This window comes from Paenibacillus tundrae (assembly GCF_030812775.1).
GTDB lineage: Bacteria > Bacillota > Bacilli > Paenibacillales > Paenibacillaceae > Paenibacillus > Paenibacillus tundrae_A.
The window spans coordinates 1-12,760 of record NZ_JAUSTI010000010.1 but is presented as its reverse complement, the minus strand read 5'-3'; the positions used below and the strand labels follow the sequence as shown (position 1 = coordinate 12,760).

Sequence of the window (12,760 nt, the reverse complement as noted above, 5' to 3'; positions counted from 1 at the left end):
ATTAGAGCGTATGTCCATATCCTACATCTGTTTGTCTGTTTGATCCATTAAATATATATCTTACTGACTGAAGGATGCATTAAAGCGTTAATCAATTGATGATATACAAACTTTTAAATATTGATCACATGAATCAATTCCATATAGAAACATTTTTACAATTTTACCGTTTATACTATGTAGGGATATTATGGAATTATAATTGTATGTTTGCAATCCATAGGTAATGAAGGAGATGATGCGATGCAAAATGTGACTGGCTGGTTATTGGTCGGCGTGCTCTTAGCAGGATTGACGACTACAGAACCTTCTGTCGTGGACGCTAAACAGAACCTATCCGAGTCTGTGACCTCCAACTCCGTTCTAAGTGCTACGACCGCTCCATCTGTGTATGCCAGTAACCATACGTTCCAAAAAAGTAGCAGCAATCCCCTCCATTGGAAGGGGGGAAACGTTACCTTAACCACAACTTCTACTCAGCGGGAAGACGTTCCAGCTTTTGAGCAACATGTCATTCAATCCATTGTCGTCACCCAAGGGAAACAGCAGTATACGATGCAAACTAGCGATTGGGAGGACAAGCTGCTTCAGATTACAAGTGTCACTGCCTCCGACTCGAAGGCATGGATTGCCATACAAGCAGAACGTAGCGCAGGAAGTTCATTGATTCTCCTGAACCTTGAAACGGGCGAATGGCGGAATCTTCAGGATCGATTACACCAGGCTGGTCAGAAAAACGTAGAAACGATTACCGCTTATGCATGGGCAGCTTCCGAGGATCAGATCGCCTTCTCTTACGGAGACACTTCCAAAAGCACCATATCCATCTACAATGCGCAACAAGACCGCCTGATGAAGCTGCCAAGGACAACGAACTACATCACGACCTCACTGATCTTGTGGCAAAAGGACGGCACATGGCTAGATTACATCAGTGAGTATCCATCAGACCAATTTATTTTGTATAGATACACGTTAGCTAGTAACAAGGTAAAGCCCGTGAAGAAAATGAAACGACAAGAATTCCAAGAATGGATCAAGCTTAATCAAGCTCTTAGATCTAAATAATAGAGGTGTGTAATGAAGAAGACCTTGCTACTCTTATGGATGAGTCTGTTCGTGCTGTTCTTACTCCCAAGTCCAGGGCATGCTGCAGCGAACACGTCAAAGATTTTTTTGGATGGTGAGCAGTTAAATCTACCTAATGATGTTCAAGTCACAATCGTCAATAAAAACGTGATGATCCCCATCCGGGTTGTTGCCGAAAATCTAAAATTCCAGGTCGACTGGAATCAGAAAGCAAGCCAAGTGAAGATTCGACAAGATAACCAAATACTCGCTTTAACCGTTAATCAGAAGCAAGCTATGGTGGGTGACAAGGAAGTAAGTTTAAATACCGCCCCGCAGATTATTAACAATACAGTCGTAGTACCGATTCGATTTGTCAGTGAACAGATGGGATTAACGGTGAAGTGGAACAACCAAGAGAAAATCGTATACTTAGTCAATACCATCAAGACCCCTGCCCAAGAACCCAACACAGATCCAGGGCAAAATGATAGCTCTACCCTAGCCCAAGTGACAGATATCCTGTTTACAAACAACCAACTCGTGGTATCTATGGATCAAGATGTGCAACCGATTATTACCACATTGAAGAACCCCGACCGGCTGGTGGTTGACTTGCCTGGAACCGTATTTGGCGATATGACCCAACCTCTGGATCAGGGGATGAATGGAAAGTTAGATGTGAGTGGATTCCCGAATGTGACCGATGTAAGATATTCACTGTTCAAAAAAGATCCAGGTCAAGTCCGGATTGTTGTTGAATTGAATCAAGTAAAAAGTGTTCAGTTCAGCCAAGAGCAAGTCGCTGGTAAACTCATAGTGGACCTGAACGTTTCTGGTGAGAACGTCATTCCGGTCATTGTCACGCCAGTAGGTGAACCAGGTCGCAAAGTGGTCGTCATTGATCCTGGGCATGGCGGAAGTGATCCAGGAACAATAAGCATTACGAACAAACCTGAGAAGGATTTCACCCTCGCTGTAGGGTTGAAAGTACAAGCACTCCTTCTACAAGAGGAGAACATTCAACTGGTCATGACACGTGATACGGATGTGTATCCAACACGCCCTGAACGTGTCAAACTTGCCAATGATCTGAATGCAGATGTGTTTGTATCCATTCATGGCAATAGTGTAGAGTCCGCTCCCAAAGTATCAGGAACAGAGACATTTTATTATCAACGCAGCAATAGCAAGGATCTGGCGAACGTTATCCATAAACATTTGATTCAAGCCATGGGCCTTAAAGACCGCGGTGTGAAAAATGGGAATCTAGAAGTCATTCGAAACACTAAGATGCCTGCGGTGCTGTTAGAACTCGGCTTCCTCAGTAATGCGGAGGAGGAGACTGCTCTTTTATCCGAGGATATGCAGATGAAGGCTGCTCAAGCGATTGTGGATGGAATCAAGGAATACCTCGGGCTCTAAATTATATTGAATATCACTTCGAAGGGATGTGCTCGATTGAAAGCTAAGCTAGGATGCGCACTCATCTTGTCCATCTTAATGATTGTTGGAATCGGTTGTGCTCAAAAGCCTGTCACTGAATCCGGATCGAATGAACCGAGCAGTGTGCAAGGACAGGGACAATCCCCGAGCCCAGCGGAAACCACGGTAGAACCAGAGACAAGAACCTCACAAGCTGTGGAGGTCTATTACGCAGATGCAGAATTACTGGAGCTGGAGCAACAAGAGCAGACCATTGATTTCAAGGAAGACACAGAGAAGTATCACAAGACGTTCGAAGCATTACAAAACAGCTCCGATGCTAACCTCATTTCCTTATGGGATCAGGTGGAGCTGCTCTCCACAACGTTTGAGGATGGGGCACTCACGTTAGATGTCCATATTCCAGAGGAAGCCAACCTGGGATCCAGTGGAGAACTGCTTGCACTTGATGCATTGACACAAACGATGTTTCAATTCGATGAAGTCAACAGTATTGATGTGTTAGTGGATGGTGAAGCATCCGAGAGCTTGATGGGTCATTCTGAACTAGAGCACCCCATTCAACGTACACCATAGTTGAAAAAGAATTGATAATTCATGTATGAATCATTTGCAGACACGATGATAAGCAACACTTATCATCGTGTTTTTTTATTTTCATGAGGTAAAAGAAAGAACGCCCAAGTAAGGGCGTTCTCGTTTTCTCACTCATTTCAATAATCTCTCACTGCCTATCTAATTCGCACTCACCAATCACACCACAAGCTCATCCCCAGGTGATAGAGAATGAATCATCTGACCAGGCATAGCTCCTTCAGCTTCACTTAACCTAGCTTCACTGAGCATATCTTCGCTTAGAAGATGATCCCGAAGTTTATCCGTCTCTTCGCGATTGGTGTGCACAAGAATCGTGTGTCGTGCAGGAAGTCTACGGATCATTCTTTCCACATCCAGCCACCCTTGATGAACCTTGTAACGAACCTTCCGTACTTCACATTTCCCATGCTCTTCAGGAGCTTGCGATAATTGATCTGCATAGGTTCCCTCCGACACATGGCCAGTAAGCAGCACCATATTGTTCTCATCTCCAGCTAACTGGCTATAATACCAGCGAGCAAGAGCGGATTGCATCATCCCATCTGGTATAAACCATAGTGAGGCTGTGTTCCGCTTCAACCATTGCTCGCGCTCATCTTGTGTCACAGGGGTCTGCCATCTTGATCCGTTCAAGCATTCCATAATTGCTTCGGTCAGTAATCCCTTGTTAGATGATTCGTTCTCTCTCAACCAGTATGGTGAATGTAGAAGTTGCTTCATTCCCTTCATTAACCCCTGTTCGACGAATAGAGGAATGCCAGGGTACTGCTGCTCTGCCCATAACATGATCTCCTGCCCACGTCCTACCACAGGCATAGGCAACAACACTTTCCCGTCACGCGCAATCGTCTCGCGAATCGCATGGTCTAACTGTTGCAACTTATCAGCCTGCGTGTCTCGGTCTGTTCCGTATGCAGCATCCATGATCGCGAGATCCAGCATCTCCCCCCACGGTTGCATAGACTGTACCGGTAGTATTCTACTCTCACTAGGAGCTATTGCCTCCGCTGCCTTAGGTGCTGGAGCTGATCGCCAGTTCATGGACCGCTTATCGTCCATTGCTACCGGTTCATGAGCAAGAGAAGAGACTGCAGGTTGCTCCATTTCACCAAATGGCGTAGCTGTGGACACATTGCCCCTTTGAACACCTACAAACTCGGCTTCCTGACCCACAGCGATGTTGCTCCTAAACGCTGTATGATCTACCCGACTGCGCATTGATTTGCTCCTCAGCGAGCTATGCAATCGGCCTGCCCCACGTAAAGTCTCTAAAGGATCATCTTCCTGTAGTAGCATGGATTCAGAGGTATAGTCGCCGGAGTAAAATATGCGCTGATCCTCCATCTCAATGGCAAACCACACCGAACCCGCGAGATGACCCGTACGTCCCCAGATCGCCCACACGCCAGAGATAAGCTCAAACCAAACTCCACGCGCTGCCTCTTGTTCCAAATAGCGATAACGGATAGACTGCACGTCACTCTCTTCATAGGGTACAGCATACCCTGCACGTTCCGTATTATTTCGCCATGCCTTAAAGTACGTGTCCAGCTGTTCCCGAGTCTCTCGTGTCGTCCACACTTCTCCCTGATATCCAAGGTTATACAGCAGAGGAATAGCAACAGAGTGATCCTCATGTGCATGAGACAGTAACACTGCATCCAACTGCGGTATAATGTTTTTATCAAGGAGCGGATACTCCCCAGCTCCACCTTTTTTGACGCCACAATCCAGTAATAGACGTTGTGTACTCCCGCTAAGGAGATACGCAGAGCGGCCATGTTCTCCAGCACCGCCCCATACGTTCAGTTTGATCATGATGCATTCCACTTTCTCTTCGAATTCAGAATTTCGATCCCAAGTAGCATAAGTACCGTCATACCTACAGTAACAACTGCCATCGCCATCCCCAATGAAACCTGACCTTGTTCAAACTGGGCAAAAATATATGTCGCCGATGTCTGCATCGACGGCGGAAGAATTAATAACGAGGCGACCAGTTCTCTTGTCGCAATCGTAAAGGTCATCATCCACCCAGCAAGCATGCCCGGGATAATTAAGGGTACAAGAATACGTCGTAGGATGTACAGCGGCTTGCCGCCAAATACTTGACCTGCCTGAAATAATGATCCATCAATTTGGGTAAAGCTTGATTTTACATATTGCACGGTGTAAGGAAGGAACAGCACGACATAGGTCAGAACAACCATGCCATAGGTGTTATAGAGCGTGAATGGCATCCAAGGTGAATTCCAGAACAAAATCAGCCCCACAACCATGACGATCCCCGGCACAGTGTTCGGCAATAGGCTGAACAAATCGATGATACGCTGCATCCATGAAGATGATTTGCCGATCGTTAGCGCAAGCCCCGTACCAATGAACACCGCTACCGTTGAAGCTGCGAGTGACAACCCTAAGCTATTTCCGATTGCCTTCATACTAACAGAGCCCCACGACAAGAGATCACGGTAATGCTCCAGCGTTAGGTTATCCCAAGCCAGTCCGGCTCCGCGTAACTTCATCGTTGAAGCCGCAATAATGGAGAAATACGGAATGCCCACAGAAAGAATCAAGAGCAGGGCAAGGTACGAACCACAGAGCACCCCCGTCCAGCCTCGGAGAGTATAGTGCTTGGAACGTTGCCCCTTTCCTCCTATTAAGCGGTAAGTGAACTTACGGGACATCGTAGATTGCATGTACCACATGACGAGACAGACCGACAACAAGATGGAAGCGAGTGAAGTTGCCTTGCCAAAATCAATCGGCCAACTGGAGATATACTTATGAATCTCAGAAGTCATCACGTAATAACCAATCTTTCTGCCGAAGGTGGCGGGTGTTCCGAATTCTGCAATGGTTTTGACAAATACCAGCATGATCCCCATTCCGTAGGAAGACAGTAACAATGGAAGAATAATACGGCGGAATCGATATCCCGCAGTTGCACCGTGTACTGCTCCCGCTTCTTCTAGATTGCCGCCGATGCGAATTAATGCATCTCGTAGCAGCAAGTATAGGAACGGAAATAGATGCAGGCTCATAATGAGCACCATTCCCCAGAAACTGAAGAACAGCTCACTCCATTTCGAAGCCGAGGGAATCCATTGCTGGAGATAGCCCCCTTTTTGCATGAATAGTATCCAGCCCATCGAGCCGATGTATGGTGGAGTCATAAACGGAATCATCAAGATGACGTCTACCCAGCGATGCTGACCCATTCGAGTCTTAGACATCATCCAGGCAAGCGGCAAGGCGAGCAGTGTTGTTACCATCACTACACAGATACCAAGCCAAACCGAGTTAAGCAACACCCCAGACAAATGATGCCCTGTGATCGTACGAATAGGAGCCGTCCAGTCCCACTGGCCATCGGGATATATACTTTGCCAGAAAATAAAAAGCAGGGGTACGCCGATGCTTACCGTCAACAGAAAGAGGGCCAGAATCACGCCGACCCTCCGTAGAATAGTTTGATTATTCATCTTATTTGAAGATTTCAGAGAAGCGTGCTGCCGTCTCATCTCCATGCTCACTCATCCAAGCCCAATCCACCTTAAGCTGTGGAATGTCTTTCACGTTTGCGCGATTGGTCGCTTCAATATCTTCACGTCCTGGAATCAGGTAGGCATCGGCAACCAGCTTTTGTGCTTCATCGGACAAGAGATAGTCAATAAATGCTTTGGCATTATCCACATTCGGGCTTGATTTCAAAATAGCTGCCGGTCTTGGGCTAATCACTGTTCCCTCTTCAGGGTACACAATGTCCAGTGGCTCACCTTTTGCTTTGGAGGAATACGCCATGTAATCTACACCCGCTGCTACGATGCTTTTCGCACCCGTAATAACTGGATCAAGTGCTTCTTGGTTCGCGCCAGCCATGGCTACGCCGTTCGCTTTGTAACTGCTTAGCAGATCCCAACCCTTGTCTCCATTTGCACTCAAGTAACCTGTGATAAAGTCCAGTGCTGATCCTGAGAGTGTAGGATCGGGAATGTTCACTGCATCTTTCCATGCAGGTGTAGCGAGCTCAGCCCATGAAGTAGGCGGTGTAGATACAAGCTTGGTATTGTAGACGATTCCTAGAGCAGATGCACTGCTGCTGAAATAGTTACCATCGGCATCAGACCAATCCTTGTTCAATTTATCAGCGTTCGCCGCTTCTGGGTAAGGCAAGGTTAATCCATCTGCTTTCAATGCCTGTGCTGAAGGTAAAGAAGCGAGAATGACTACATCCGCTACTGGATTTGATTTTTCAGCTTCCATCCGAGCTAGGATTTTGCCTGTAGTTCCTTGGAACATTTCCACCTCAATGCCGGTTTTTGCAGTAAATCCACTTACAATATTATCAGCCAGCTTCTGTGGCCCTGCGCTATACAATACCAGCTTCCCGCCTGTTTTATCCGTTGTTTCTGCAGCAGCTGCCGTGTTACCCTCACCTGCCGGTTGAGCCGCTGAGCCTGTAGTCGTGTTACCTGTGCTACATCCAAACAAACTGATACTCATTACCGCGGATAAAATCAGCATTGCGCTTTTCTTACGTGTATTCATTCCAAACATATCATGACATCTCCCTTGGTTGGTTTTATAGTCGTGGTCAATCACTTAATTTACTGCTGCGATCTTGTTTCTCGTAAAGCTTGTCTCGCCTTCTATATTCATTCGATGTATGCGCTCAGGAGGCACATAGAGATCTACCTGCTCGCCTATACCTACTCTATTGTTCCGATATGCTGTCCAAATGCCCAGCCCATCCATTTGCACCCGAACCTCATAACGCTCACCTACATAACTAACACTGAGCACGACCCCGTGATACCGGAGATCGTCATGATTGATCTTGTTCCAGGAGACATACTCCGGTCGAACCATAGATTGATTCGGCGTCAGCCAATTCGATTTACCGATAAATGAAGCAACAAACGGCTCGCTCGGTGTAGCGTAAATGGTTTCTGGACTGCCTTTTTGCAATATTCGCCCCTTCTCCATCACCACAATCTCGTCCGACATAGACATCGCTTCGACCTGATCATGTGTTACATACAGTGCCGTCAAGCCCATATCTCGTACCAGTGACATCATCTCAATTCGCATCTCTTCCCGTAGTACAGCATCCAGTGCGCTTAACGGTTCGTCGAACAAGATCACACCAGGTCGAACGGCCACGGCTCTGGCAAAAGCAACCCGCTGTTGCTGTCCACCGGACAACTGGTGAGGATAACGATCCTCCATCCCTTGCAGGCGTACCATGTCGAGTGCTTCTTTTACTTTTTGTCGCAGATCGGACTTCTGTTTACCAGCCCTTAAGCCAAACGCAACATTTTCATATACCGTCATATGCGGCCACAAGGCGAAGTCCTGAAACACCATGCCCAGATTCCGCTTATGCGTTGGCACATCGATCCGCTTCTCTGCTGAGTAGATACACTGTCCGTCTGCATATATGGCTCCTGCATCCGGTTGTTCAAGCCCAGCCAGCATACGCAGCAATGTTGTCTTACCGCAGCCTGATGGGCCGAGCAGTGTTGTAAACTGACCATGCTCTAGTATGAGATCAGTAGGTAGTAACGCCGGAGTACGATTGAATGATTTTTGAACCTGTCGTATTTCTAATTTCATAAGCATCCCTGCCTGTCTTCTAGTACTATTATCAGTCTAACGTTCACCTTCGAGAGTTGTATGTTAGGAATGTAAAATGATAATTAACTTTTTAGATGAATTCTGTTGATGTTCATAGATTAAATCTATATAAGGGTCAACTAATGATATTTTCACTGCCTTTTGCAAGGATAGAGCACCAGGAAGGTTTGTTTTGAGAACCTGAGTATCTAAGGTTTGAGGTTTGAGGTTTTGGGTTGAAGTTGAGGTTGAGGTTGAGGTTGGATTGCTTGTTCTTGTTAGGCTTTGTTCGTTGGGGCTAGGTTAATAGCTAACTTACGAACTAGAGATTTATAGAACTGAGAGGAGTGAGTATCCATTGAATCTGATCAAATTACAGATCGTTGAGTTGATTGATAAACATCATCACATGACGAGCGTTGCTGAGATTTTAGGTATTAAGCAGCCTACGGTTACATTTCATATGAAGTCATTAGAAGAAGAAATGGGTGTGCGGTTATTTGAATCACGGAGTGGAAAAACATTTCTGACCGAGGCTGGACAAGCGTTGCTCCATTATTCAGTCAAAATCAATGCCCTCACCCAAGAGGCTCGCCGAGTCGTGCGGGAATATGACAGTCTCTACCGGGGAACCTTGCACATTGGAGCAAGTTATGTACCTGCAACGTATCTATTACCGCCGATCCTTAATGCTTTCTCTCATGAGTTTCCTGGCATTCGAATTCATTTGTCGGTTAAACCCTCTCCTGTCATCCGAGATATGTTAGTTCGACATCAGATTGATCTAGGGATCATTTCATCTGAGCCGTTTGTCGGCTCGCAGCTACAGACAGAGACATTGTGTGAAGATGATCTCGTGCTGATCTGTGCGCCTCAGCATGCCTTGGTTCAACGGGAGGATGTACAGCCTGAACATATTGCCCAAGTGCCGTTTGCCCTGCATGGTCACGAATCCAGCACACGCCGTTTGACGAATCAATGGCTGGAGCAGCATGAGGTGCGATTACGTGGAACGGTTGAGATGGATTCGTTGGAAGCAATCAAACAACTCGTTCTCCTTGGGGGACATATCTCGTTCATGTCACGAATGGCTGTACAGTGGGAGGAACAACAGGGGCTCATTCGGGTTCTTCCGATTCCGGGGGAACAGGCACCTCGCCATATTTATACGGTTCATAATAAGGATCGGCACCCTTCTGTTCAGATCAAACGTTTCGAGGAAGTTTTGCGAGAATGGAGTCTAGAGGCAGAGGTAACCTAAATAAAGTTAATCCAGATATAGACATTTAACGTTGTACACTCTGATCACAGATTCCTATGATGCTGTCAACAGATCACCTAGAGAAACTCTCGTTCGCCATTCATCAAATCTATGCAGGGTTAACGCAAAGTGCTTCTCCCGTTAATCACTTCGACATACTCGAACGATAAAGTTGGGTCTGTACAATAAATCAGCCTAGGGAGTGATTGGTTTTGAAAAAGTGGAAAAAGGTAACGGCGTCGTTGATGCTGAGCATCGTGACATTGGGAAGTGGACTTACGGTACTGGAAGCACCACAGGCCTCTGCTGCAGCAAATGCGGTTCCTGCATATGAGGTTAAATTTTTGGCTAAACCCGAACTGGTATTGAATGCAGATGGTACTCCACGTACTGAAGTTGTGCAGACGCTTGGTCTTGATTCCACTCCAACGGCTATACAGACAGAATACTTTGACACCAATGCGCTGGAGCTGAACGAAGAAGGTTGGAATGTGCGTTTTCGCAAGAAAGAAGATAAAAATAATTATGAACTGACGTACAAGAAGCGCTATCCTATCATCAATGGCGATGTAAATGCGGCTCTTACACTGGCTAACCAAGAAGGATTCGATTCTTCAGATGATAACTATGAAGCTGAGATCGACTGGGGATATGGCAAACAAACACTTAGCTTCTCTAATACCAAAAAAGTAGATTCCCCGAAAAATAGTGGCATTAACCTGCCTTCAGATCAAGAAGCATTGAAGATGTTGTTGGACAAGCTGCCGGGTAAGTTGAACAAATGGTCTTCCTCCAACTGGGGCAAACAAAAGTTAACTGACTCCCGTGTGTATGGTCCAGTTACTTTCCAACGGTACAAAGGAACATGGAATGGACAAGAGATGACCTTAGAGGTATGGCCTATCCGTGATGCAGCTGGTACTGGAGTAGAGAACATTGTTGAGGTCTCCTTCAAAACAGATAATGCTTCAACTGTATCAGATCTCCGTAATCAATTCATGCAGGTACTTGAAAACAAACAGTGGCTCCTTCCAGCAGATGGCCTGAAAACACAGCTTATTCTGGAGAGATACTGAGTTGCTGATATAGCAAGGTACAGACAAGTTGAGTCAAGAATTAGGGAAGAGTAAGCATATAGTATAAGTATGAGTTAAGGTCGAGTTGAGGTACGAATTGAGGCACAAATTAAGGTTCAGGTAAGGATTCCAATTCGTGTACCATTTAAAGACAAACTTTGTAGAGATAAACGTAAAAGGACATGCATTGGAGTTCAATCCAGTTCATGTCCTTTTATTTTAATCGTGTGGTGTATTATTTTATCCACTTAGGATTTAGAGATGGTTAATCATTAGAGCGCGGTGTAATTCGTTTGGCGCATCACGCTACACAAATACGGAATGAAATCGTCCAACATTGTCATTAGAAAATATCATTTTATACAAATAAAAAGCCCTTGCTAAGCGCAAGAGCCTTTTCATTTATTACAATAAGCGGGTGATGGGAATCGAACCCACGCTATTAGCTTGGAAGGCTAAAGTTCTACCATTGAACTACACCCGCACAAGTAAAATCGGGATGACACGATTTGAACATGCGACCCCCTGGTCCCAAACCAGGTGCTCTACCAAGCTGAGCTACATCCCGATACAAAAAAAATAATGGCGCGCCCTGAGAGATTCGAACTCCCGGCCTTTTGATTCGTAGTCAAACGCTCTATCCAGCTGAGCTAAGGGCGCAAATATGGAGCGGAAGACGGGAATCGAACCCGCGACCCTCGCCTTGGCAAGGCGATGCTCTACCGCTGAGCCACTTCCGCATAATAATTGGTGCGGTCGAGAGGACTCGAACCTCCACGGGGGGTTAGCCCACACGGACCTGAACCGTGCGCGTCTGCCAATTCCGCCACGACCGCAAAATATAAAAGTGAGTCATGAAGGGCTCGAACCTTCGACACCCTGATTAAAAGTCAGGTGCTCTACCAACTGAGCTAATGACTCAAGTAAATGGCTGGGGATATAGGATTTGAACCTATGCATGACGGAGTCAAAGTCCGTTGCCTTACCGCTTGGCTAATCCCCAATGAGATAATGGGGCGATCGAGGGGAATTGAACCCCCGAATGCCGGATCCACAAACCGGTGCGTTAACCACTTCGCCACGATCGCCATAGTTACATCTCATAACTTGCTTAGAGTAATTCAGTATACCCATCTTTATCTTAAATATACACGCTAATCCAGACTCAGATGTTAAGGTATAAATGGTGCCGGCGAGAGGACTTGAACCCCCAACCTACTGATTACAAGTCAGTTGCTCTACCAGTTGAGCTACACCGGCAAGGTGTAAGGTAAAATTTTAAAAATGGCGGAACCGACGGGATTCGAACCCGCGATCTCCTGCGTGACAGGCAGGCATGTTAGGCCAACTACACCACGGTTCCAGATCACTTTCGTGAGAAAGTATAATTGCGGGGGCAGGATTTGAACCTGCGGCCTTCGGGTTATGAGCCCGACGAGCTACCGGGCTGCTCCACCCCGCGTCGTTAGAAAAAAATATATGGTGGAGGCTGAGGGGATCGAACCCCCGACCCTCTGCTTGTAAGGCAGATGCTCTCCCAGCTGAGCTAAGCCTCCATATCAGGATTCTCATCCCTCATTGAAACAATAAAAATTGTTATGACCCGTAGGGGATTCGAACCCCTGTTACCTCCGTGAAAGGGAGGTGTCTTAACCCCTTGACCAACGGGCCTTGCTAAAAAAATTATCTGGCG

The 12,760-nt window shown here is 46.3% G+C and carries 9 protein-coding genes and 13 tRNA genes; 5 read left to right on the top strand and 17 right to left on the bottom strand.

From position 1 onward, the window contains the following. Positions 1–243: 243 nt before the first annotated feature. From J2T19_RS18060 to J2T19_RS18050, 3 genes are read left to right on the top strand one after another with little or no spacing between them, the layout of a single operon-like run. Positions 244–1,068 carry a hypothetical protein gene (locus J2T19_RS18060; RefSeq protein WP_307218117.1) on the top strand — a complete coding sequence of 275 codons (825 nt, stop codon included), beginning with the start codon at positions 244–246 and terminating at the stop codon, positions 1,066–1,068. A 12-nt stretch (positions 1,069–1,080) separates the two neighbouring features. After that, on the top strand, positions 1,081–2,493 hold the full coding sequence (locus J2T19_RS18055; protein WP_307218115.1) for an N-acetylmuramoyl-L-alanine amidase family protein: 1,413 nt from the start codon (positions 1,081–1,083) through the stop codon (positions 2,491–2,493). 36 nt (positions 2,494–2,529) lie between these two features. Continuing rightward, positions 2,530–3,090: a GerMN domain-containing protein gene (locus tag J2T19_RS18050; protein WP_307218113.1), complete on the top strand. Its 561-nt coding sequence runs from the start codon at positions 2,530–2,532 to the stop codon at positions 3,088–3,090. Between the two features lie 177 nt (positions 3,091–3,267). Here the strand turns inward: J2T19_RS18050 and J2T19_RS18045 are convergent, their stop codons facing one another. From J2T19_RS18045 to J2T19_RS18030, 4 genes are read right to left on the bottom strand one after another with little or no spacing between them, the layout of a single operon-like run. Beyond that, entirely contained in the window at positions 3,268–4,929 is a 1,662-nt protein-coding gene (locus J2T19_RS18045; RefSeq protein WP_307218111.1) for an MBL fold metallo-hydrolase, read from the bottom strand. Next, positions 4,926–6,596 carry an ABC transporter permease gene (locus J2T19_RS18040; RefSeq protein WP_307218109.1) on the bottom strand — a complete coding sequence of 557 codons (1,671 nt, stop codon included), beginning with the start codon at positions 6,594–6,596 and terminating at the stop codon, positions 4,926–4,928. Before J2T19_RS18040 ends, J2T19_RS18045 begins: the two co-directional genes overlap by 4 nt. 1 nt (position 6,597) lies before the next feature. Then, entirely contained in the window at positions 6,598–7,671 is a 1,074-nt protein-coding gene (locus J2T19_RS18035) for an ABC transporter substrate-binding protein (protein WP_307218106.1), read from the bottom strand. Between the two features lie 45 nt (positions 7,672–7,716). Beyond that, positions 7,717–8,730, bottom strand: a complete 1,014-nt coding sequence (locus J2T19_RS18030; protein WP_307218104.1) for an ABC transporter ATP-binding protein — start codon at positions 8,728–8,730, stop codon at positions 7,717–7,719. A gap of 358 nt (positions 8,731–9,088) precedes the next feature. Here J2T19_RS18030 and J2T19_RS18025 point away from each other — a divergent pair, with 358 nt between their 5' ends. Continuing rightward, positions 9,089–9,991: a LysR substrate-binding domain-containing protein gene (locus J2T19_RS18025; RefSeq protein ID WP_307218102.1), complete on the top strand. Its 903-nt coding sequence runs from the start codon at positions 9,089–9,091 to the stop codon at positions 9,989–9,991. 212 nt (positions 9,992–10,203) lie between these two features. Then, a complete protein-coding gene (locus tag J2T19_RS18020; RefSeq protein WP_307218100.1) occupies positions 10,204–11,067 on the top strand; it encodes a CYTH domain-containing protein in 864 nt (287 codons plus the stop codon). A gap of 413 nt (positions 11,068–11,480) precedes the next feature. Here the strand turns inward: J2T19_RS18020 and J2T19_RS18015 are convergent. The 13 genes from J2T19_RS18015 to J2T19_RS17955 all read right to left on the bottom strand — a co-directional run bounded on the left by J2T19_RS18015 (position 11,481) and on the right by J2T19_RS17955 (position 12,738). Continuing rightward, a tRNA-Gly gene (locus J2T19_RS18015) sits at positions 11,481–11,551 on the bottom strand. 10 nt (positions 11,552–11,561) lie between these two features. Continuing rightward, positions 11,562–11,635, bottom strand: a tRNA-Pro gene (locus tag J2T19_RS18010). A gap of 15 nt (positions 11,636–11,650) precedes the next feature. Then, positions 11,651–11,727: transfer RNA gene (locus J2T19_RS18005), tRNA-Arg, on the bottom strand. A 5-nt stretch (positions 11,728–11,732) separates the two neighbouring features. Next, positions 11,733–11,807 (bottom strand) — tRNA-Gly (locus tag J2T19_RS18000). An 8-nt stretch (positions 11,808–11,815) separates the two neighbouring features. Further along, positions 11,816–11,903, bottom strand: a tRNA-Leu gene (locus J2T19_RS17995). Positions 11,904–11,915: 12 nt separating this feature from the next. Continuing rightward, positions 11,916–11,988 (bottom strand) — tRNA-Lys (locus J2T19_RS17990). A 7-nt stretch (positions 11,989–11,995) separates the two neighbouring features. Then, positions 11,996–12,070 (bottom strand) — tRNA-Gln (locus J2T19_RS17985). A 9-nt stretch (positions 12,071–12,079) separates the two neighbouring features. Beyond that, positions 12,080–12,155, bottom strand: a tRNA-His gene (locus J2T19_RS17980). Positions 12,156–12,251: 96 nt separating this feature from the next. Continuing rightward, positions 12,252–12,327: transfer RNA gene (locus tag J2T19_RS17975), tRNA-Thr, on the bottom strand. Between the two features lie 25 nt (positions 12,328–12,352). Then, positions 12,353–12,430, bottom strand: a tRNA-Asp gene (locus J2T19_RS17970). Positions 12,431–12,455: 25 nt separating this feature from the next. Then, positions 12,456–12,529, bottom strand: a tRNA-Met gene (locus J2T19_RS17965). Between the two features lie 18 nt (positions 12,530–12,547). Then, positions 12,548–12,623: transfer RNA gene (locus J2T19_RS17960), tRNA-Val, on the bottom strand. 43 nt (positions 12,624–12,666) lie between these two features. After that, positions 12,667–12,738, bottom strand: a tRNA-Glu gene (locus J2T19_RS17955). Between the last annotated feature and the right edge of the window lie 22 nt (positions 12,739–12,760).

Excerpts from the sequence above, each read along its gene's own strand:
- J2T19_RS18045 (WP_307218111.1), bottom strand. The coding sequence starts at position 4,929 with ATGATCAAACTGAACGTATGGGGCGGTGCTGGAGAACATGGCCGCTCT.
- J2T19_RS18040 (WP_307218109.1), bottom strand. The coding sequence starts at position 6,596 with ATGAATAATCAAACTATTCTACGGAGGGTCGGCGTGATTCTGGCCCTC.
- J2T19_RS18035 (WP_307218106.1), bottom strand. The coding sequence starts at position 7,671 with ATGTTTGGAATGAATACACGTAAGAAAAGCGCAATGCTGATTTTATCC.
- J2T19_RS18030 (WP_307218104.1), bottom strand. The coding sequence starts at position 8,730 with ATGAAATTAGAAATACGACAGGTTCAAAAATCATTCAATCGTACTCCG.
- J2T19_RS18060 (WP_307218117.1), top strand. The coding sequence starts at position 244 with ATGCAAAATGTGACTGGCTGGTTATTGGTCGGCGTGCTCTTAGCAGGA.
- J2T19_RS18055 (WP_307218115.1), top strand. The coding sequence starts at position 1,081 with ATGAAGAAGACCTTGCTACTCTTATGGATGAGTCTGTTCGTGCTGTTC.